Source organism: Microvirgula sp. AG722, from assembly GCF_003269145.1.
In the GTDB taxonomy this organism is placed as follows: Bacteria; Pseudomonadota; Gammaproteobacteria; order Burkholderiales; family Aquaspirillaceae; genus Microvirgula; species Microvirgula aerodenitrificans.
Genome location: NZ_QLTJ01000019.1, coordinates 1 through 20,100, shown reverse-complemented (window position 1 = coordinate 20,100; position 20,100 = coordinate 1). Strand labels below are relative to the sequence as shown.

Here is a 20,100-nt window from a genome sequence, read left to right as displayed (position 1 = left end):
GATCGGTTCCCTTAGTAGACGCGCTTTTGCGGCTGGATGTAGTCGACCGTCAGCGGCTTGGTGTGCACGGCCTTGTAGGTCAGCTTCTGGCCTTCGCGGTGGTAGAGCGTGTGCTTCATCCACTCGGCGTCGTCGCGTTCCGGATAATCGTCGCGGGCATGGGCGCCGCGCGATTCCTTGCGGGCTTCGGCCGAGATCATGGTGGCCATCGCCACTTCGATCAGGTTTTCCAGCTCCAGCGCTTCCATGCGCGCGGTGTTCCAGGTCTTGGACGTGTCCTTGATCTTGATCCGCTTCACGCGTTCGGCGACTTCGCGAACCTGGGCCACGCCCTCTGCCAGCACGTCCTGGGTGCGGAACACCCCGGCGTGACGCTGGACGGTCTGCTGCAGTGCGCGGCGCACGGCATCGACGTCTTCGCCATCGGTCTGCGTTTCCAGACGGTTGACGCGGGCCAGCGAGAAATCGGCTGCGTTTTCCGGCAGCGGCTTGTGCGCCGGACGTTCGTTCTTGATGAACTCGATCATGCTTTCGCCAGCCGACTTGCCGAACACGACCAGGTCGAGCAGCGAGTTGGTGCCAAGGCGGTTCGCCCCGTGGACTGACGCGCACGCGCATTCGCCAGCGGCGTAGAAACCGTGGACGCGGGCCTCGTCGTCACCTTCGCGCGGCGAAATGACTTCGCCCTTATAGTTGGTCGGAATGCCGCCCATCATGTAGTGGGTGGTCGGCACGACCGGAATCGGTTCCTTGATCGGGTCGACGCCGGCGAACTTGATCGCGATTTCGCGAATGCCCGGCAGGCGGTGATTGATGATCTCGGGGCCGAGGTGGTCGAGCTTCAGCAGCACGTGGTCCTTGTTCTTGCCGCAGCCGCGGCCTTCGAAGATTTCCACGGCCATCGCGCGCGACACCACGTCGCGGCTCGCCAGATCCTTGGCGTTCGGTGCGTAACGTTCCATGAAACGCTCGCCATTGCTGTTCAGCAGGATGCCGCCTTCGCCGCGCACGCCTTCGGTGATCAGCACGCCCGCGCCGGCCACGCCGGTCGGGTGGAACTGCCAGAATTCCATGTCTTCCAGCGGGATGCCGGCGCGCGCCGTCATGCCCAGCCCGTCACCGGTATTGATGAACGCATTGGTCGACGCGGCGTAGATGCGACCGCCACCGCCGGTGGCGAACAGCACGGCCTTGGCGTGAATGATGAAGATGTCGCCGGTTTCCAGTTCCAGCGCGGTGACGCCGACCACGTCGCCATCGGCGTCGCGGATCAGGTCAAGGGCCATCCACTCGACGAAGAACTGGGTGTTGGCGCGCACATTGCGCTGGTACAGCGTGTGCAGCATGGCGTGGCCGGTACGGTCGGCGACGGCACAGGCACGCTGCACCGGCGTCTTGCCGAAATCGGCCATGTGGCCGCCGAACGGACGCTGGTAGATCTTGCCGTCTTCGAGGCGGTCGAACGGCATGCCGAAGTGTTCGAGCTCGATCACGGCTTCCGGCGCCTTGCGGCACATGAATTCGATCGCGTCCTGGTCGCCCAGCCAGTCAGACCCCTTGACGGTGTCGTACATGTGCCAGTCCCAGCGGTCTTCCTGCACATTGCCCAGCGAGGCGGAGATACCACCCTGTGCGGCAACGGTATGGGAACGGGTCGGGAACACCTTGGACAGCACGGCAGTCTTCAGCCCGGCCTCGGACAGTTGCAGTGCGGCCCGCAGACCCGCACCACCGGCGCCGACGATAACGGCATCAAAACGACGGACAGGTACGGACATTATTGGATTCCCCACACGACAACGAACGAATACACCAGACAGCCGATCAGCCAGACGGCAGTCAGCACGTGCAATGCCAGACGGGTGCCGGCCGGCTTCACATAGTCCATCCACAGGTCACGGACGCCGACCCAGGCGTGCCAGAACAGCGCGATGAACGTGATCTGGGTCGGAATGCGCACCCAGGTGTGCGAGAACAGCGCCTTCCAGCCGTCATATGACGACGGCGCGGCCAGCAGCACCAGCACGAACAGCACCACATAGACCAGCATGACCGCAGCGGTCAGACGCTGGACCAGCCAATCCTTCACGCCGTAACCGGCGCCTACTACCAGACGAGTGTTGCTCACCACAGAATCCCCCCGAGGATGATGGTCAGCGCAATGCTGACGACGAACACGGCCTTGGCGGACGCACGCGCGGTCGCAAGCTGCTGGCCTTTGTGGATGTCATACAGGAGGAAGCGGATGCCGGCACAGAAGTGGTGCAGGAATGCCCACAGCAGGCCGATCAGGATCAGCTTCATCAGCGGAAAGGCAATGATCGCGCGATACGTATCGAAGGATGCTTCGGCACTCAGGGAACCCTGAAGGAGGAACACCAGAAGCGGGAGGGCGAGGAACAGGGCAACACCACTGACCCGGTGCAGGATCGACACTTTCGCCCCGATGGGCAGTGTGATCTTCGACAGGTCAAGGTGCTTGGGTCGTTTCTTCTGCATGAAAGCTTCCTTGTGAAACAAGACACCTAACACTTACATATTTGACGGACGGCCGTCCGCCGACAGGCTGCACCGTTGCCCGCCCCTCGTGAGGACGTCGGCGCGGGCGACTGATGCCAGGCTGGCGGACGTGCCACCAGTTCGGCAATCGACAAGTTTATCAAAAGCGACAACGTCATACGACGCCCGAATGCCGCAGCGCAAAAACTATCATATACGCGTCTGCCACGACCACCGGGCAGAGCGCAACAGACGCTGTCGCCACTCGACCGGCTCGCCTTCCACCGTCCCGCCGAGCCGCACCATCGACAGCAGCGGTTCGTCGGGTTCGGCGGCCAGCAGCGTCCGGACTTCCCGGTCGGCCAGCACGCCGCGGTACTGCACATGCAGCGGGCGGATCCTGACGGCGTACTGGCGTTCCAGTAACGCATACAGGCCACCACCGGCCAGGCGCAAGCGCCTGGAATCCAGGTCGGCAAAACGCTCGACCGGCAACAGAATCTCGTCTACCGCCAGCGTGACCCCACGCTGGCGCCACACCTGGCGTACATGATGCAGCATCGCGCCGCGCCGCAGCTGCAGCGCCCGCGCGACGTCTTCCCCGGAGGGGACGCGCGCGACCGACAGCAGTTCCGGCTGCATCGGATCGGCCAGCTCGGCAAAATGCCCGGGACTGACCAGCTTGCCCTCACCCCACTCGGACTCGCCGGGTGCAACGAAGGTGCCGCGGCCCTGGCGGCGGTACAGCCAGCCGTCGCGGGTCAGATCGTTCAGCGCCTTGCGGGCGGTGCCCTGGCTGACGGCGAACTCGGCGGCCAGTTCCCACTCGGACGGCAGCATCGCATCGGCCTGCCATTCGCCGGACGCGATCCGCTCGACGATCCGCTGGCGGATCTGCTCGTAGAGCGGCTGGAATCTGGGCTGGTCGGCAGGCATTGGAGACGTTATACCTTGGGGTCAGTCCACCGTCTACCCAAGTCTTATATAAGACACAAAACCACATGATAACCGATTGCTTATACACGGGATTGGCGGTTCTAAAGCGCCCGAGTCGCGTGCTAAACTCCGCGGCGCATCAGAGCGCGTCGAACCTCGCCCGGTACAACATTCGCTGTATTGCATGCCCGGCCCGACCATGAGGCCGCACCGGGTCGCGACGGGCCACGACCGCAACCATCCAACGCAAAGGAGAATGCCCAGATGAAAGCCCCCGTTCGTGTCGCCGTTACCGGCGCTGCCGGCCAGATTGGTTACAGCCTGTTGTTCCGCATCGCCTCGGGCGAAATGCTCGGCAAGGACCAGCCGGTCATCCTGCAACTGCTCGACCTCCCGCAAGCCCAGAACGCCGTCAAGGGCGTGATGATGGAACTGGAAGACTGCGCATTCCCGCTGCTCGCCGGCATGGTTGCCACCGACGACCCGAAAGTGGCGTTCAAGGACGCACAAGTCGCCCTGCTGGTTGGCGCCCGTCCGCGCAGCAAGGGCATGGAACGCAAGGACCTGCTGACCGCCAACGCCGAAATCTTCACCGTGCAGGGCAAGGCGCTGAATGAAGTCGCCGCGCGCGACGTGCGCGTGCTGGTGGTCGGCAACCCGGCCAACACCAACGCCTACATTGCCATGAAGTCGGCCCCGGACCTGCCGGCCAGGAACTTCACCGCCATGCTGCGCCTGGACCACAACCGCGCGCTGTCGCAGATCGCTGCCAAGACCGGCAAGGACGTCGCCTCGATCGAGAAGCTGACCGTCTGGGGCAACCACAGCCCGACGATGTACGCCGACTACCGCTTCGCCACCATCGACGGCCAGTCGGTCAAGGCGCTGATCAACGATGAAGCCTGGAACCGCGACGTGTTCCTGCCGACCGTCGGCAAGCGCGGCGGTGCCATCATCGAAGCACGTGGTCTGTCGTCGGCCGCATCGGCCGCCAACGCCGCCATCGACCACATCCGCGACTGGGTGCTGGGCACCAACGGCAAGTGGGTCACCATGGGTATCCCGTCGGACGGCAGCTACGGCATTCCGGAAGGCGTGATCTACGGCGTCCCGGTCACCTGCGCCAACGGTGAATACACCCGCGTGCAAGGTCTGGAAATCGACGAGTTCAGCCGCGAACGCCTGAACTTCACCCTGGCCGAGCTGGAAGAAGAGCGCGCGGGCATCGCCCACCTGCTGTAATTCCACCGCAAGCCCCGAAAAGCGCATCTCAAGATGCGCTTTTTTGTTTTTCTCCGACGCTTGCCGACAAGCGCGCTGTTCATTCGCAGCCGCGACTCCGATATACTGGTAAGTTATTCCCTGTCGTACCCTGTCCACTACTGACTGCACCATGATCGAAGCCGAAGTTCTCAACCTGATCGACAACCAGCTCGCCGACCTCGCGAGCCGCACCGCCGATATCCGCCAGTACCTCGACTACGACGGCAAGAAGGATCGCCTGGAAGAAGTCAGCCGGCTGGTGGAGGATCCGACCATCTGGGACGATCCCAAGCGCGCGCAGGATCTCGGCCGCGAGAAAAAGGCACTCGAAGACGTGGTGCTGGTGGTCGACGGCATCCTGTCGACACTGTCCGACAGCCGCGAGCTGTTCGAGATGGGCCGCGCGGAAGGCGACGACGACACCATCCTCGCCGTCCGCGATGACCTGGACGACGCCGAGAAGAAGATCGAGCTGCTGGAATTCCGCCGCATGTTCTCGAACCAGATGGACCCGAACAACTGCTTTATCGACATCCAGTCGGGCGCCGGCGGCACCGAGGCACAGGACTGGGCATCGATGCTGGAGCGCATGTACCTGCGCTACTGCGAACGCAAGGACTTCAAGGTCGAGGTGATCGAAGAGTCCGAAGGCGAAGTCGCCGGCCTGAAGAGCGCCACGCTGAAGGTCGAGGGCGAATACGCATATGGCTTCCTGCGTACCGAAAGCGGCGTCCACCGCCTGGTCCGCAACAGCCCGTTCGACTCGAACAACCGCCGCCAGACCTCGTTTGCCAGCGTGTTCGTCTACCCGGAAGTCGATGACTCGATCGAAGTCGACATCAACCCGGCCGACCTGCGCATCGATACCTATCGCGCATCCGGTGCCGGCGGTCAGCACATCAACAAGACCGACTCCGCCGTCCGCATCACCCACTTGCCGACCAATATCGTCGTCCAGTGCCAGAACGACCGCTCGCAGCACAAGAACCGTGCCGAGGCGATGTCGATGCTGAAGGCGCGCCTGTACGAATTCGAGCTGCGCAAGCGCAACGAGGAAAAGCAGGCACTTGAAGATTCGAAGACCGACGTGGGCTGGGGCCACCAGATCCGCTCGTACGTGTTCGACCAGTCACGGGTCAAGGACCTGCGCACGCTGGTGGAAGTCGGCAACGTCAAGGGCGTCATGGATGGCGACCTCGACGGCTTTATCGAAGCCAGTCTTAAACAGGGCGTGTAAGCGCGCCCGAACCACATAGCCAACACCGGGCCGCGCTGACTGAATGTCACTGCGGCCCTGTTTTTTTCCAGACAAGTCAGACATTCACCGCTTTCCTACAGGAGTCACACCCATCATGTCCGAACAAGACATCAGCAGCGGGCAAGTCGCCCAGGACGAAAACCAGATCATGGCCGAACGACGCCAGAAGCTGGCGGAAATCCGCAAGCACGGCATCGCCTTCCCGAACGACTTCCGTCGCAGCCACATGGCAGCCGACCTGCACGCCCGCTACGGCGAGACCGACAAGGAAGCGCTCGAAGCCGAGAAGGTGGAAGTCGTCGTCGCCGGCCGGATGATGCTGAAGCGCGTGATGGGCAAGGCCAGCTTCGCCACCGTCCGCGACGGTTCGGCCCGCATCCAGTTCTACATCAGCCGCGACAATATCGGCGATGAGGTGTACGCCGCATTCAAGACCTGGGACCTTGGCGATATCCTCGGCGCACGCGGCATCCTGATGAAGACCCGCACCGGCGAGCTGTCTATCGAAGTGACCGAGCTGCGCCTGCTGTCGAAGTCGATCCGCCCGCTGCCGGACAAGTTCCACGGCCTGGCCGACCAGGAACAGAAGTACCGTCAGCGCTACGCCGACCTGATCATGAGCGATGCTTCGCGCGACACCTTCATCAAGCGCTCGAAAATCGTGCAGAGCGTGCGCGACACCATGGTGGCCGAAGGCTATCTCGAGGTCGAAACGCCGATGATGCACCCGATTCCGGGTGGCGCTGCCGCCAAGCCGTTCGTCACCCACCACAATGCACTCGACATGCCGCTGTACCTGCGCATCGCGCCGGAGCTGTATCTGAAGCGGCTGGTGGTCGGCGGGCTGGAACGCGTGTTCGAGATCAACCGCAACTTCCGCAACGAGGGGATGAGCACGCGCCACAACCCCGAGTTCACCATGATCGAGTTTTACGAAGCCTATTGCGGCTATGAACGCATGATGGAGATGACCGAGAAGATCATTCGTGCCTGCGCCGAAGTCGCCTGCGGCAGCACGCTGGTCACCTACAATGGCAAGGAAGTCGACCTCGGCAAGCCGTTCGACCGCTTCACCATCGTCGGCGCGATCAAGCACTACAACCCGGAATACACCGATGCCCAGCTTGGCGACGCGACCTGGGTCGCCGGCGAGATCAAGCGCCTCGGCGGCAAGCTGCCGCCGGCACCGGGGCTCGGCAGCCTGCAACTGGCGCTGTTCGAGGAATGCGCTGAAGGCAAGCTGTGGAACCCGACCTTCATCATCGACTACCCGGTTGAAGTGTCGCCGCTGGCACGCGGCTCCGATGCCGATCCGGCCATCACCGAACGCTTCGAGCTGTTTATCGTCGGCCGCGAACATGCGAACGGCTACTCGGAGCTGAACGATCCGGAAGATCAGGCCGCCCGCTTCATGTCGCAGGTTGCACAGAAGGACGCCGGCGACGACGAAGCCATGCACTACGACGCTGACTACATCCGCGCCATGGAATACGGCCTGCCGCCGACCGGTGGCTGCGGCATCGGTATCGACCGCCTGGTCATGCTGCTGACCGACGCCCCGTCGATCCGCGACGTGATCCTGTTCCCGCACATGCGGCCGGAGTAAGGGCTGGTCACGGAAGCCCCGCCAGGTTCCTGAACCCGGCGGGGCTTTTTATTGTCTTGCGTCCTGCTGACGAGAAGCAGCCGGAAGCGGTCAGGCCGGGTACTGCGCCTCGCTGACCGGTTCCAGCCAGTCGGCGCTCTTGCCGTCGAGCTGCTCCTGAATTGCGATATGGGTCATGGCCGTGGTCGGCGCCGCGCCATGCCAGTGCTTTTCGCCGGCCGGAATCCAGACCACATCTCCTGGCCGGATCTCTTCGACCGGACCGCCGTCGCGCTGTACCCGGCCACAGCCGGCGGTCACGATCAGCGTCTGGCCCAGCGGGTGGGTATGCCATGCAGTGCGGGCGCCGGGCCCGAAGCTCACGCTGGCACTTACCGTCCGCGCCGGACCGGTTGGCTCGAGCAGCAAATCAATGCGCACACTGCCGGTGAAACAGCCTGCCGGCCCCCTGATCGCAGCCTGCGATCCGTTTCGTTGAATGTCCATTTGCCATGACTCCTCTGCCGGGATGGCCGTCACCCATAGCGACGGTCGATGCCGGGAATGTATCAGCCCTGGCATTACCTGATTAGACGGCATAATCTGCAAGCGCCCATGAAAAGGAATCATCAATAGTGCGCAACGACATCAACGACCTCCAGGCCTTCCTGGCGGTGGCGCGCGAGCGCAGCTTTACCCGGGCGGCGGCGAAGCTCGGCATATCGCAATCAGCCCTGAGCCATACCGTGCGCGGGCTGGAAGAAAGCCTCGGCTTGCGCCTGCTGACCCGCACCACGCGCAGCGTATCCCCGACCGAAGCCGGTCAGCGGCTGCTGTCCACCGTCGGGCCGCATTTCGACGAAATCGGGGCCGAACTGGCGGCACTGAGCGAGTTGCGCGAGAAGCCGGCCGGCACCCTGCGCATCACCGCGGCCGAACATGCGGCCAGCACCGTGCTCTGGCCGAGGCTGGCCGCGTTTCTGCCGGACTACCCGGACATCAGGGTGGAGGTGAACATCGACTACGGCCTGACCGATATCGCGGCCGAACGCTTCGACGCCGGCATCCGCCTCGGCGAACAGGTGGCCAGGGACATGATCGCGGTGCGCATCAGCCCGGATGTGCGCATGACCGTAGTCGGCACCCCGGCCTACTTTTCGACCCATCCGCAGCCGACCAGCCCGCAGGCGCTGGCGACGCATGCCTGCATCGGCCTGCGGCTGCCAACCTACGGCGGTCTCTATGCCTGGGAGTTCGAAAAGGACGGGCGCGAACTGAAAGTCCGGGTCGACGGCCAGCTGGTTTTCAACAGCAGCCCGCCCATTCTCAACGCGGCGCTGGCCGGTTTCGGCCTTGCCTATCTGCCGGAGGACATGGTGCTCGGGCACTGCGCCGCTGGCCGGCTGCAGCGCGTGCTCGATGACTGGTGCCCCACCTTTCCGGGCTACCATCTGTATTACCCGAGCCGCCGCCAGCCCTCACCGGCGTTCTCGGTGCTGGTCGATGCCCTGCGTTACCGCGATTGAGCGGGGGCAGGCGGGCGGGGCCGGAGAAACACCGGCAAGCGCCCCCCGGCTCACACCTTGAAGTAATTCACCGCTTCACGCAGGGTGCCGGACAGCGCCTGCAGCTGCTCGGCGGCTTCGGCATTGCCGCGTGCGGCCGCATTGGTCTGCTCGGTCAGCGACGCCATGCCGGCCATGCGTTCGGCAATGCCGCTGGCAGTGGTCGCCTGTGCCTGGTTGGCGCTGGCCACGTCGCGCGCCTTGACCAGCGAATCCTCGGCCTGGACCTGGATGTCCTCCAGCACGTCGGTGGCCTGGCGTACCAGTTCCTGCCCCTGCCGCACGCGCGGCATGGTGCTTTCCATCGACTGTACCGCCGACAGCGTATCGGCCTGGATCGCGTCGATCATGGCGGAGATCTCCGCCGTTGCAGTCGTGGTGCGTTCGGCCAGCCGCCGCACTTCGTCGGCGACCACGGCAAAGCCGCGGCCCTGCTCGCCGGCCCGGGCAGCTTCGATCGCCGCGTTCAGTGCCAGCAGGTTGGTCTGGTCGGCGATCTCCTTGATCACCAGCGTGATCTGGCCGACTTCCTGCGAGCGTCCCACCAGCGAGTTGATGCGCTCGGTGGAGTCGGTCACCGATGCCGCGATGTTCTCGATCTGCTGGGTCACCTGGCGCACCACGCTGTCGCCCTTCCCGGCCAGCTCGACGGTCTTGCGCGAATTGTCCTCGGTGGCGTGGGCGATGGCGGTCACCTCGTTGATGCTGACCGTCAGTTCCTCGATCGACGCCGCGGTCGCCGCACTGGACTCTGCCTGACTGCGTGCGGCCTGGCTGATGCCGCTGGATGATGCCGACAGCTCGCCCGACTGCTGGGCAAGCTGCTCGGTGCAGCTGCGGATATTGCGCACGATCTCGCCAAGCTTGGTCTGCATGCTGCCGAGGGTCTTCAGCAGGTTGCCGGGCAGATCGCTGCTGGACACGATGCTGCGGGTCAGGTTGCCACTGGCGAAGTCTTCCACCAGGTCGGCCGCCGCCGCCGGCTCGCCGCCAATCTGCCGCTGGACACTGCGGTTCACGCTCCAGCCGATAATGCCCAGCAGCAGGCCGATCACCAGCAGGAAGCCCAGCGACTCCAGTGCGGCCTGGCGGAAGCTGCTGTCCACGTCCTCGATATACACGCCGGTTCCCAGCCACCAGCCCCACGGTTCAAAGGCCCTGGCGTAGGAGACTTTCTCGACCGGGGTCTGCGAGCCCTTCTTCGGGAACAGGTAGCCGATATAGGCTTCCTTGTCGCGCTGCAGCAGCCGGATCCATTCCTTGATGTACTGCTTGCCGGTCGGGTCGGCCGAGTCCATGAAATTCTTGCCCTCGCGTTCGGGCTTGGACGCGTGCATCACGTTGACGCCATTGAAATCGTAGATGAAGAAATAATCACTGCCGCCGTTGTAACGGCTCTTGCGCAGATTATCCTTGGCCAGCTGCTGTGCCTGCGCTTCGGTCAGTTTGCCGGCCTTGAACAGGTCGTATTGCTGCTGGATCACACCGAACGACGAGTCGACCAGGGCATGCAATGTGCGTTTTTTCTCTTCCAGAATGTGTTGTCGCAGCTGGTAAACCGAATAGGCGCCATAGGCGGCCAGACCCAGCAACATGCAGACGAGCATCGCATACAGGCGCTTTTTCAGCGTCAGCCCCCGGTTCACTTGCATCGTATTTCCCCAGCGCCCAAATCACAGGGTTATAACGCATTCCATGGGAATAAGCCCATAAAAATAGGTCATTACACCTTACCTTTGTTTTTGACAGGGTCCGGAACGGGCTGCCGGCAAGCTGCTACAGTATTGGCAGCGCAAGACGAATACAGAGGAAACTCGCAGAAACGCAGCAGGCCCTCCACTCCCCGGCATCCCGCCGGAAGAGGCCTTCGCCTGTCCCGGCAAACCCGTCGGACAACAAGACAATATGTCCACAGCAAAGACCTCTTGCAGCTCATTGATGACCACCACCTTCTCTGCCAGATACACCCGCCTCAGTCGTTTCCTCGCCGGTCTGACCGCCGCTGTCATGACCGTTGTCGCCCTCGCCCTCCTGCCCTATGCCGACCTGCCCGCCGAGCGGGTGGCCCTGCTGGTGCCGGTCTTTTCCAGTGTGCAGGCCACGCTGAATGCCGTCATTGCCTACCTGGTAGTGCTGCAGTTCTATGCCGATCGCAAGTATCCGACCGCCCTGATCTCGATCGGGTTCGCATTTTCGGCCCTGCTGTCGGCGATACAGATCGTCAGCCTGCCCGGCGTATTCACCGAAGGCGGCAATTTCGAGCGCTTCGCGCCGATCGCAATCTGGCTGTGGGTGGCCAGACTCAGCGGTCACGCATTGCTGATCCTGCTGGCGATGCTGGTGCTGAAAGGCCGGCCGGCTCTGCTGGCCAGTGAACGCAGCGTCGGCTATCAGACCGCCGTTTTCGCCATCATGCCGGTGGTGCTGGCCGTCATGGTCTATGCCTTCCTCGGCTACAACCGGGATCTGCTGCCCGGCCTGATGGACGCCAGCGGCAGCTATTCCGGCCTGGCACACGGCAGGGCCGGCTATTTCATGCTCGCCTGCTGGACCCTGGCACTGCTGGGCATCCTGCTGGTCACCCGCCTGCAGCGCGGTTTCGACTGCTGGCTGGCATTCAGCGCCTATTCCTACATCCTTTACCTGATAGTCAATTTCACTAGTGCCTCCCGCTTTACCATTGGCTGGTACACCTCGCGCTTCTTTGAACTGGCCGCTGCCGCCACGCTGCTCGGCGCCCTGCTGTTCGAAGTGCTGCGCATGCAGCAACGGCTGAAAAAACTGTACAGCAATGCCTATCAGGCATCGATTCGCGACGGGCTGACCGGCTTGTACTCGCGCCGTTACTTCGACACCGCGCTGGCACGCGAGCTGGCCGCCGCCGAACGCTCCCGCCGCCCGCTGTCACTGCTGATGGTCGATATCGATTATTTCAAGCAGTACAATGACACCCACGGTCATCTGGCCGGCGACGACTGCATCCGTCGGGTTGCCGCCAGCCTGCTCGACGGTTTCCGGGGCAGTGACATCGTCGCGCGCTATGGCGGCGAAGAGTTCGTCGTCATCCTGCCGGACACCGGCAGGGAGCTTGCATGCCAGACCGCCGAGCGACTGCGCAGCCAGATCATGGCGCTGGGCATTCCGTCAGTCCGGCCGGCCGACGCGAACGAGCCGGTCGTCACCGTCAGCATCGGCCTGAGCCACCAGCCGCCCGGGGCAGAACCCAGAAAGACCATGCAAACCCTGATCGGCGAGGCGGACGACGCGCTGTACGAAGCCAAGCGGCAGGGGCGCAACCGGGTCGTCTGCGCGGCAGAAAGGACTGACGGGTAGCGGTACGCGCCGGAGACATCTGATGTCTCCCCCCGGCTGCCGGCATGGGAGGCAGGACAATGGCGTCATTCGCTATTGCATCAAGACGCCGCGGCCCCAGATGATTGAACTTCATTCCGTTGGAAATATCCGACCTCACCGGCTCTTTGCCTCACTCTGCGCGGCAATGCTGATCCTGGCGGCCGTTCTGGTTCTGCCCCACGCCAGCCAGCCGGCGCCGCGCGTCCCGCTGCTGGTGCCGGTTTTTTCCAGCGCGCAGGCCACGCTGAACGCCATCATTGCCTATCTGGTGCTGCTGCAGTTTCATATGGAACGCAATGACCCGGATGCCCTGATATCCATTGCCTTCGCCTATTCGTCCCTGCTGACGCTGGTTCTGCTGGTCAGTCTGCCCGGCGTACTCACCAGCGATGACCACTTCGCCCGGCTGGCCCCGGCACTGGGCTGGCTGTGGGTGGCCAAGCTCGCCGGCCACGCCCTGCTGATCCTGCTGGCCATGCTGCTGTGGCGGAAATGGCCGGCGCGGACGGCAGCCAGGGGCGAGATCCACTGCCGGGTCGCCCTTGTCGCCTTCGTGCCGGTCCTGCTTGTCGGTTGTGCCTGCGCGCTCGTCAACGGCCTGGCGTCAAATCTGCCCCTGCTGCAGGACGGGCAGGGCAGCTATGCATCGCTGGCCCGGGGCTGGCCCGGCCTGTTCATTCTGGCCTGCTGGGCATGCGCCCTGCTCAGCGTGCTGCTGGTCACCCGGCTGCGACGCAGCTTCGATTGCTGGCTGGCTTTCAGCTGCCTGGCTTACCTGCTGTACCTGACGGTCAATTTCTCCAGTGCATTGCGCTTCACGGCCGGCTGGTATCTGTCGCGCCTGTTTGAACTGACCGCTTCCGCCACCCTGCTCGGTGCGCTGCTGTTTGAAGTGCTGCGCATGCAGAGGCAACTGAAGACGCTGTACCAGAGCGCCTATCAGATCTCGATCCGTGACGGGCTGACCGGCCTGTACTCACGGCGCTATTTCGACACGGCGCTGGCCCACGAACAGCAGCTGATGGCACACACGCGCCGGCCCCTGTCGCTGCTGATGATCGATATCGATTTCTTCAAACGGTACAACGATACCTATGGGCACCCGGCCGGAGACGACTGTCTTCGTCAGGTCGCAGCCTGTCTGCAGGACAGTGCCCGCAGCAGTGATATCGTCGCACGCTATGGCGGCGAGGAGTTCGCCGTCATCCTGCCGGACACCGACGCGAACGAGGCGCGCCAGGCAGCCGAACGGCTGCGAAACGCCATCATGGCCCGGGGCATTCCGGCCGCGTCCCCGGCAGGACGGGAAAGGCTGGTCGTCACCGTCAGCATCGGGCTGGGTTGCCGGCGGAGTGATCCCCAGGCGGCAGGGGAGACGACACTGATCGACGAGGCCGACCATGCCCTGTACGACGCCAAGCGGCAGGGGCGAAACCGGGTGGCATGCCGCATTCTCTGACCGCGCCGCGGGTCGGAAAAAACATGGGCCGGGCTTTCCCGGCCCGGCCCATGCGGTCATGCGGGGAGTCGTCAGAAGGCGTCGATGCGCGTTTCTTCGGCTTCCAGCATCGAGGTGGCATTGCCGACCAGCAATGGATCGGCGCCATGGCCGACCACGCTGTGGTCCTTGTCCGGATAGTCGAGCACCGACAGGAAATGGCGGATGCAGTTGAGGCGTGCACGCTTCTTGTCATCCGACTTGATCACGGTCCACGGGGCGGCGGCGGTGTCGGTATGGAAGAACATCGCCTTCTTCGCCATGGTGTACTCATCCCACTTGTCGAGCGACTGGATGTCGATCGGCGACAGCTTCCAGTGCTTGAGCGGGTCGTCACGGCGCGAAATGAAGCGGCGCAGCTGCTCTTCGCGGCTGACCGAGAACCAGTACTTGAACAGGTGCAGGCCACTGTTGACCAGCATGCGTTCCAGTTCCGGCGTCTGGCGCAGGAATTCGAGATATTCGGTCGGCGAGCAGAAGCCCATCACCCGTTCGACGCCGGCGCGGTTGTACCACGAGCGGTCGAAGAACACGATTTCGCCCGAGGTCGGCAGATTCTGGATATAACGCTGGAAATACCACTGGCCGCGTTCGACCTCGGTCGGTTTTTCCAGTGCCACCACGCGGGCGCCGCGCGGGTTCAGATGTTCCATGTAACGCTTGATGGTGCCGCCCTTGCCGGCCGCGTCACGCCCTTCGAACAGGATCACGATGCGCTGGCCGGTCGACTTGACCCAGCTCTGCACTTTCAGCAGCTCGATCTGCAGTTCGATCTTGCGCTGCTCGTACTCCGGACGACGCAGGCGGGTACGGTACGGGTAACCGGCCGGCAGCGGTGCATAGGTGCTGTCTTCGCTGGTGCCGTGCGGCGCCAGGGCGACCTGCATCGCCGTCGCCCCCTCGCTGATGGCCTGAATCTCGGCCACGGCCTGCTCATGGGCACGGCTGGCAGCGCTGCTGCGCGAGGAGGTCTTGCTGCTCTTTTCTGCCGCGGGTGCCTTGCTGTCGTCGGTCGCGGCTGCCGGCTCGGCGCCCGGGGTCGGTTTCGTGTTGTCGGTCATCTGTAGCATTCCTCTCTCTCAGGCAATTGTCTTCTTGTCTCTTGATTACAATGCGCCATGCATTAGCCGGATAACTTGACCCAGATCAATTTCCCTTCCCTTGCCGGGACTATGATGCCGGTCTGACCGGCAGGCGGCCCGCAGCACAAATGGGCAGCGGCGGCAAGCCCCGCCCACCCCTGCCATTCCCTGCGACCTCCGCACCCCATCCGTTATCATGTCGGCCATGCCGATTCTGCCCGCCACCCTGTCCCTTGCCGCCGATGGCACCCCGTGTTCGCCCCGGTTCGACGATGTCTATCACACCGCAGATGGCGGCCCCGAGCAGGCGCGTCATGTCTATCTGACCGGCAATGGCCTCCCCGCCGCCTGGCGCGGGCACGATACCTATTCCATCCTCGAGACCGGCTTCGGACTGGGCCTCAATTTCCTGGTGACCTGGGCCGCCTGGCGCGCCGATCCACAGCGCTGCCCGCGCCTGCATTTTGTCTCGGTGGAGAAATTCCCGTTCCGCCGCGAAGACCTGCAGCGACTGCATGCGCGCTGGCCGGACTTCGCCGGCCTGTCGGCCGGGCTGCTTGCCCAGTGGCCACCGCTGACGGCCGGCATGCACCGGCTGCACTTCGACGACGGCGCCGTCACCCTGACCCTGGTATTCGGCGATGCCGCCGAGCAACTGCCGCGCCTGTCCGGGCGTTTCAACGCCTTCTATCTGGATGGGTTCGCCCCGGCCAAGAATCCGGACATGTGGACCCCGGAACTGTTCCGCAGCCTGTCGCGGCTGGCACGGCCGGACGCAACGCTGGCAACCTATGCCGCAGCGGGCTTTGTGCGCCGCGGGCTGAACGCCTGCGGCTTTGCCGTGGTGCGCCACGATGGCTATGGCGGCAAGCTGCACATGCTCGCCGGCCCCTACCTGCATCGTGAGCCACTGCGTGCACCGGTCTGGCCTGCCCGGCAGGCGCTGGTCATCGGCGCCGGCATGGCCGGGGCCGCGGCGGCCGAGCGACTGGCATCGCGCGGCTGGCAGGTCACCGTGCTGGAACGGGAAGCCGCCATTGCCACCCGCTCATCCGGCAACCACGCCGGCGTGCTGCTGCCGGTCCTCAGCGCCGATGACAATCTGCAGTCGAGACTGGCCCGCGCCGGCTATCTGTATACCCTGCGCCATCTGGCAGCGCTGCCCGGACTGCGCGACTGGCATCAGGACGGCGTGCTGCAACTGGCACGCGACGAAGCCCAGGCCGCGCTGCAGCGGCGCATCGTCGACAGCGGCTACCCGGACGACTACGTGCAGTGGCTGGACCGCGACGCCGCCAGCGCACGCGCCGGAGCCCCCGTCGCCAGCAGCGGCTGGTGGTTTCCGGCCGCCGCCTGGATCCACCCGCCGGCCTGGTGCGCTGCCGCCCTGGCCCGCCATCCGGAGCTGATCCGGGTGCACACCGGCGTCGACGTCGCCGCACTGGCGCGGGACGACGAGGGCCAGTGGATCGCCCGTGACAGTCAGGGCAGCGAACTGGCCCGTGCACCGGTGGTCGTGATCGCCACCGCGACCTCGACCCTGGCCCAGACCGCCCACCTGCCGCTGACCCGCGGCCGGCGCGTGGTCACCCTGCTGCCGGCCGCAGCCGTGGCGCTGGCCGATACCGTCCTGTGCCGCAATGCCTACCTGACCCCGGCCTTTCGCGGCCTGCGCGCGCTGGGTGCGACCGCGGCCCCGCCCGACAGCGAGGCCGCGCCGCAATGGCATGCACTGAACCTGGCCAAGCTGGAGGCGATGCTGCCCGGCGCCTCGGCCGGCATCGATCCGGCGCAACTGGACGGCCGCGGCTGTGACCGCCCGACCTCGCCCGACCGCCTGCCGCTGGTCGGCGCCGTCGACATTGCCGGCACCCGCACCAGCGTCCGGCTGGACCGCATCGCCCGCCAGCCCGGGCTGTACTGCGCGCTCGGTTATGGCGCACGCGGACTGGCCTGGAGCGCACTGGCCGGCGAACTGCTCGCCAGCCAGATCTGCGGAGAACCGCTGCCGGTGGAAAAAGACCTGGTCGATGCCTGCGATCCGGCGCGTTTCGCCTGGCGCGCGGGGCGGACAGCAACCGGCACGGACTGAGCGCGGTCAGTCGCGGCGCTTGCCGTCCAGTTCGGGCGCATAACAGACCGGCGACGCCAGCGCATCACCGGGCATTGCCAGGCGCGCGCGCAGAAACTGCTCCAGCACCGGAACATGGCTGTGCGCGACATCGCGCACGGCCGTCAGCAACACCAGCGTCTCGCCACGCGCCAGTCCGGCCAGCAGCGGCCGCCAGCCGTCCGGCGCCGCAGCCAGCTCATTGCAGTAGGCCAGCGCAAAGCCGCGCGGATCAAGCTCGCCGGCATGCCATGCCTGACGCAGCCCGGTCGACGGTGCCACCGCCCTGTTCCACTCCACACCTTCCAGCGCCGCCTTGCGGACACCGCGCGGCCACAGCCGGTCGACCAGCACCCGATGGCCAGCCGGCCAGTCCGCCGGCGCGTAGACCCGCGCACTGACGATATGACAGTCACTCATTGTCACTCTCCCGTTTCCCGGCTCGCGGTCCGGCACGGGTTGCCTGCCCCGCCGACCCCGCCTACACTCGCCGCAACTTTCATCCAAGGCCAGTCCATGTCCCACGCTGATACGCTCATCGATGCCCGCTGGATCATTCCGGTCGAGCCGCACGCCACCGTACTCGAACGCCACAGCATCGCCGTCCGCGACGGCGCCATCGTCGCCATCGTTCCGCCGGCCGAACGCGCCGCCTGGACCGCCGACGATACCGTGTCGCTGCCGAATCATGTGCTGATGCCCGGTCTGGTGAACCTGCACGGCCACTCGGCGATGACGCTGTTGCGCGGTTATGCCGACGACCTGGCACTGATGGACTGGCTGCAAAACCATATCTGGCCGGCAGAAGGCAAGCACGTCAAGGACGACTTCGTCTACGACGGCACGCTGCTGGCCATGGCGGAAATGATCCGCTCCGGCACCACCACCATCAATGACATGTATTTCTTCCATGGTGCGGTCGCCCGCGCCGGCCTCGCCGCCGGCCTGCGCACCTTTGTCGGCTGCTCGATCCTCGAATTCCCGACCCCGTATGCAGGCAGCGCCGACGAATACCTGCAGAAGGCGCTGGCCGAGCGGCGCGAATTCATCGGCGAGGAACTGGTGACGTTTACCCTGGCACCGCATGCCCCGTATACCGTCAGCGACGACACCTTCCGCAAGGTAGTCACGCTGGCGGAGCAGGAAGACATGCTGATCCACTGCCACATCCACGAAACCCGCGGCGAGATCGACGACAGCCTGAAGGCGCACCAGTTGCGCCCTCTGGCGCGCCTCGACCGGCTGGGGCTGCTCAGCCCGCGCCTGATCGCCGCACACATGGTGCACATGAGCGACGACGAGATCGAACTGGTTGCCCGCCGCGGCGTCCATATCGCCCACAACCCGACATCGAACATGAAGCTCGCCAGCGGCATCGCCCCGGTGCAGCGCCTGCTGGATGCCGGCGTCAATGTCGGCATCGGCACTGACGGCGCCGCGTCGAACAACAAGCTCGACATGCTGTCCGACACCCGCCAGGCCGCGCTGCTGGCCAAGGTCGGCAGCCTCGACCCGACCGCCGTGCCGGCTGCCACCGCACTGCGCATGGCGACACTGAATGGCGCCCGGGCGCTGGGACTGGGCGCAAAGACCGGCTCGATCGAAGTCGGCAAGCGTTTCGACGCCATCGCCCTCGACCTGGCCCAGGTGGAAACCGCCCCGACCTTCGATCCGATCTCGCATGTAGTGTACGCCGCCGGCCGCGAACAGGTCTGCGACGTCTGGGTCGACGGACGCCACCTGCTCGCCGCACGCACGCTGACCACGCTCGACCATACTGCCCTGCTGGCAGTGGCCGAGTCCTGGCGCAACAAGATTGCCGCCCGCTGAGGCGGCGGAGACTGACAGGACAGGAATCATGAGCCAGAACGTCGACCAGACCGAAATCGACAAATTCAGCCAAATGGCCCACAAATGGTGGGATCTGGACGGTGAATTCAAGCCGCTGCACCAGATCAACCCGCTGCGGACCGACTATATCGACCGCCACGCGCCGCTGGATGCGGCGCGCGTGGTCGACGTCGGCTGCGGCGGCGGCATCCTGACCGAAGCGCTGGCGCGTCGCGGCGCGACCGTGACCGGCGTCGATCTGGCGAAGAAATCGCTGAAAGTGGCGCAGTTGCACGCGCTCGACCAGGGGCTGACCATCGACTACCGCTGCGTGGCGGTCGAAGCGCTGGCGGCAGAACAGCCGGCCAGCTTCGATCGTGTGGTATGCATGGAAATGCTTGAACACGTGCCTGACCCGCAAAGCGTGGTCAGCAGCTGCGCCGCGCTGGCCCGACCGGGTGGCTGGGTGTTCTTCTCCACCCTGAACCGCAATCTGAAAAGCTACCTGATGGCGGTGGTCGGTGCCGAATACGTGCTGAACTGGCTGCCGCGCGGCACCCACGACTATGCGCGTTTCATCAAGCCGTCCGAACTGACGCGCATGGCACGCAACGCGGGACTGGAACTGGCCGATATCAGCGGCATGCGCTACAACCCGCTGACCCGCACCTACCATCTCGATAACGAGACCTCGGTCAACTACCTGATGGCCTGCCGCAAGCCGGGTTGAATCTGACGGGCCAGAAAAAACACGACGCCAGGGACTGGTCGTCGTGTTTTTTTATCTCGGCGACCGGAACTACATCGCCTCGCGCAACTGCGCGATCACCTCGCCGTTCACCAGCGTCGGCGTGTCCTGGGTGATTTCCTCCCCCCTGGCGATCGAGCGCAGCAGGCGGCGCATGATCTTGCTGGAACGGGTCTTCGGCAGGTCGTCGCCAAAGCGGATCTCGTCCGGTCGGGCGATCTTGCCGATTTCGTGCGACACCCAGTTCTTCAGTTCCACGGCAAGCAGGCGTGCGGCGTCGCCGGTCGGACGCGGGCCCTTCAGCACCACGAACGCCACCACGGCCTCACCCTTGACCTCGTGCGGCTTGCCGACCACGGCGGCTTCGGCCAC

The 20,100-nt window shown here is 64.7% G+C and carries 17 protein-coding genes and 1 pseudogene; 9 read left to right on the top strand and 9 right to left on the bottom strand.

The window, feature by feature from the left end; translation table 11 throughout:
* Positions 1–11: 11 nt before the first annotated feature.
* From sdhA to DFO50_RS16640, 4 genes are all read right to left on the bottom strand, one after another.
* Positions 12–1,778, bottom strand: coding sequence for a succinate dehydrogenase flavoprotein subunit (gene sdhA / locus DFO50_RS16655; RefSeq protein WP_028500678.1), 1,767 nt, complete (start codon positions 1,776–1,778; stop codon positions 12–14).
* A complete protein-coding gene (gene sdhD / locus DFO50_RS16650; protein ID WP_028500679.1) occupies positions 1,778–2,128 on the bottom strand; it encodes a succinate dehydrogenase, hydrophobic membrane anchor protein in 351 nt (116 codons plus the stop codon). The genes sdhA and sdhD overlap by 1 nt, the downstream gene beginning before the upstream one ends.
* Positions 2,125–2,499 (bottom strand): succinate dehydrogenase, cytochrome b556 subunit, encoded by a 375-nt coding sequence (gene sdhC, locus DFO50_RS16645; protein WP_028500680.1) that lies wholly within the window; start codon positions 2,497–2,499, stop codon positions 2,125–2,127. Before sdhC ends, sdhD begins: the two co-directional genes overlap by 4 nt.
* 210 nt (positions 2,500–2,709) lie before the next feature.
* Complete coding sequence (locus tag DFO50_RS16640; RefSeq protein WP_028500681.1) at positions 2,710–3,435, bottom strand: GntR family transcriptional regulator; 726 nt, start codon at positions 3,433–3,435, stop codon at positions 2,710–2,712.
* Positions 3,436–3,699: 264 nt separating this feature from the next.
* Between DFO50_RS16640 and DFO50_RS16635 the strand changes: the two genes are divergently transcribed.
* From DFO50_RS16635 to lysS, 3 genes are all read left to right on the top strand, one after another.
* Positions 3,700–4,677 carry a malate dehydrogenase gene (locus DFO50_RS16635; RefSeq protein ID WP_028500682.1) on the top strand — a complete coding sequence of 326 codons (978 nt, stop codon included), beginning with the start codon at positions 3,700–3,702 and terminating at the stop codon, positions 4,675–4,677.
* A 154-nt stretch (positions 4,678–4,831) separates the two neighbouring features.
* Complete coding sequence (prfB, locus tag DFO50_RS16630) at positions 4,832–5,935, top strand: peptide chain release factor 2 (RefSeq protein WP_107890268.1); 1,104 nt, start codon at positions 4,832–4,834, stop codon at positions 5,933–5,935.
* A 115-nt stretch (positions 5,936–6,050) separates the two neighbouring features.
* On the top strand, positions 6,051–7,562 hold the full coding sequence (gene lysS, locus DFO50_RS16625) for a lysine--tRNA ligase (protein ID WP_028500684.1): 1,512 nt from the start codon (positions 6,051–6,053) through the stop codon (positions 7,560–7,562).
* A 90-nt stretch (positions 7,563–7,652) separates the two neighbouring features.
* Here the strand turns inward: lysS and DFO50_RS16620 are convergent, their stop codons facing one another.
* Positions 7,653–7,925 carry a cupin domain-containing protein gene (locus DFO50_RS16620; RefSeq protein ID WP_233495294.1) on the bottom strand — a complete coding sequence of 91 codons (273 nt, stop codon included), beginning with the start codon at positions 7,923–7,925 and terminating at the stop codon, positions 7,653–7,655.
* Positions 7,926–8,176: 251 nt separating this feature from the next.
* On the opposite strand from DFO50_RS16620, the gene DFO50_RS16615 reads away from it, so the two are divergent.
* Positions 8,177–9,067, top strand: a complete 891-nt coding sequence (locus tag DFO50_RS16615; protein WP_233495293.1) for a LysR family transcriptional regulator — start codon at positions 8,177–8,179, stop codon at positions 9,065–9,067.
* A 50-nt stretch (positions 9,068–9,117) separates the two neighbouring features.
* Here DFO50_RS16615 and DFO50_RS16610 read toward each other — a convergent pair whose 3' ends face one another.
* Entirely contained in the window at positions 9,118–10,758 is a 1,641-nt protein-coding gene (locus DFO50_RS16610) for a methyl-accepting chemotaxis protein (protein WP_028500687.1), read from the bottom strand.
* 286 nt (positions 10,759–11,044) lie between these two features.
* On the opposite strand from DFO50_RS16610, the gene DFO50_RS16605 reads away from it, so the two are divergent.
* Both DFO50_RS16605 and DFO50_RS16600 read left to right on the top strand, forming a co-directional pair.
* Positions 11,045–12,439, top strand: a complete 1,395-nt coding sequence (locus tag DFO50_RS16605; protein ID WP_028500688.1) for a sensor domain-containing diguanylate cyclase — start codon at positions 11,045–11,047, stop codon at positions 12,437–12,439.
* A 166-nt stretch (positions 12,440–12,605) separates the two neighbouring features.
* The gene (locus DFO50_RS16600; protein ID WP_158537490.1) at positions 12,606–13,919 is read left to right on the top strand and encodes a sensor domain-containing diguanylate cyclase; all 1,314 of its coding nucleotides are present in this window, start codon (positions 12,606–12,608) and stop codon (positions 13,917–13,919) included.
* Positions 13,920–13,990: 71 nt separating this feature from the next.
* On the opposite strand, the gene ppk2 is transcribed toward DFO50_RS16600, so the two are convergent.
* Positions 13,991–14,845 carry a polyphosphate kinase 2 gene (gene ppk2 / locus DFO50_RS16595; protein WP_199489879.1) on the bottom strand — a complete coding sequence of 285 codons (855 nt, stop codon included), beginning with the start codon at positions 14,843–14,845 and terminating at the stop codon, positions 13,991–13,993.
* Positions 14,846–15,245: 400 nt separating this feature from the next.
* On the opposite strand from ppk2, the gene mnmC reads away from it, so the two are divergent.
* On the top strand, positions 15,246–17,132 hold the full coding sequence (gene mnmC / locus DFO50_RS16590) for a bifunctional tRNA (5-methylaminomethyl-2-thiouridine)(34)-methyltransferase MnmD/FAD-dependent 5-carboxymethylaminomethyl-2-thiouridine(34) oxidoreductase MnmC (protein ID WP_112692892.1): 1,887 nt from the start codon (positions 15,246–15,248) through the stop codon (positions 17,130–17,132).
* A gap of 6 nt (positions 17,133–17,138) precedes the next feature.
* Here the strand turns inward: mnmC and DFO50_RS16585 are convergent, their stop codons facing one another.
* On the bottom strand, positions 17,139–17,570 hold the full coding sequence (locus DFO50_RS16585) for a DUF488 domain-containing protein (RefSeq protein WP_028500692.1): 432 nt from the start codon (positions 17,568–17,570) through the stop codon (positions 17,139–17,141).
* Positions 17,571–17,666: 96 nt separating this feature from the next.
* Here DFO50_RS16585 and DFO50_RS16580 point away from each other — a divergent pair, with 96 nt between their 5' ends.
* On the top strand, positions 17,667–18,980 hold the full coding sequence (locus DFO50_RS16580) for a TRZ/ATZ family hydrolase (protein ID WP_107888689.1): 1,314 nt from the start codon (positions 17,667–17,669) through the stop codon (positions 18,978–18,980).
* Positions 18,981–19,008: 28 nt separating this feature from the next.
* Complete coding sequence (gene ubiG, locus DFO50_RS16575) at positions 19,009–19,710, top strand: bifunctional 2-polyprenyl-6-hydroxyphenol methylase/3-demethylubiquinol 3-O-methyltransferase UbiG (RefSeq protein ID WP_028500694.1); 702 nt, start codon at positions 19,009–19,011, stop codon at positions 19,708–19,710.
* A gap of 69 nt (positions 19,711–19,779) precedes the next feature.
* On the opposite strand, the pseudogene DFO50_RS16570 reads toward ubiG, so the two are convergent.
* A pseudogene (locus DFO50_RS16570) lies at positions 19,780–20,100 on the bottom strand (acetyl-coenzyme A synthetase); the annotation flags it as partial.

Coding starts and splice junctions, on each gene's coding strand:
- ubiG (WP_028500694.1), top strand. CDS start 19,009: ATGAGCCAGAACGTCGACCAGACCGAAATCGACAAATTCAGCCAAATG.
- DFO50_RS16610 (WP_028500687.1), bottom strand. CDS start 10,758: ATGCAAGTGAACCGGGGGCTGACGCTGAAAAAGCGCCTGTATGCGATG.
- DFO50_RS16580 (WP_107888689.1), top strand. CDS start 17,667: ATGTCCCACGCTGATACGCTCATCGATGCCCGCTGGATCATTCCGGTC.
- DFO50_RS16585 (WP_028500692.1), bottom strand. CDS start 17,570: ATGAGTGACTGTCATATCGTCAGTGCGCGGGTCTACGCGCCGGCGGAC.
- sdhC (WP_028500680.1), bottom strand. CDS start 2,499: ATGCAGAAGAAACGACCCAAGCACCTTGACCTGTCGAAGATCACACTG.
- lysS (WP_028500684.1), top strand. CDS start 6,051: ATGTCCGAACAAGACATCAGCAGCGGGCAAGTCGCCCAGGACGAAAAC.
- DFO50_RS16600 (WP_158537490.1), top strand. CDS start 12,606: ATGCTGATCCTGGCGGCCGTTCTGGTTCTGCCCCACGCCAGCCAGCCG.
- DFO50_RS16635 (WP_028500682.1), top strand. CDS start 3,700: ATGAAAGCCCCCGTTCGTGTCGCCGTTACCGGCGCTGCCGGCCAGATT.
- sdhA (WP_028500678.1), bottom strand. CDS start 1,778: ATGTCCGTACCTGTCCGTCGTTTTGATGCCGTTATCGTCGGCGCCGGT.
- mnmC (WP_112692892.1), top strand. CDS start 15,246: ATGCCGATTCTGCCCGCCACCCTGTCCCTTGCCGCCGATGGCACCCCG.
- DFO50_RS16605 (WP_028500688.1), top strand. CDS start 11,045: ATGACCACCACCTTCTCTGCCAGATACACCCGCCTCAGTCGTTTCCTC.
- DFO50_RS16640 (WP_028500681.1), bottom strand. CDS start 3,435: ATGCCTGCCGACCAGCCCAGATTCCAGCCGCTCTACGAGCAGATCCGC.
- ppk2 (WP_199489879.1), bottom strand. CDS start 14,845: ATGCAGGTCGCCCTGGCGCCGCACGGCACCAGCGAAGACAGCACCTAT.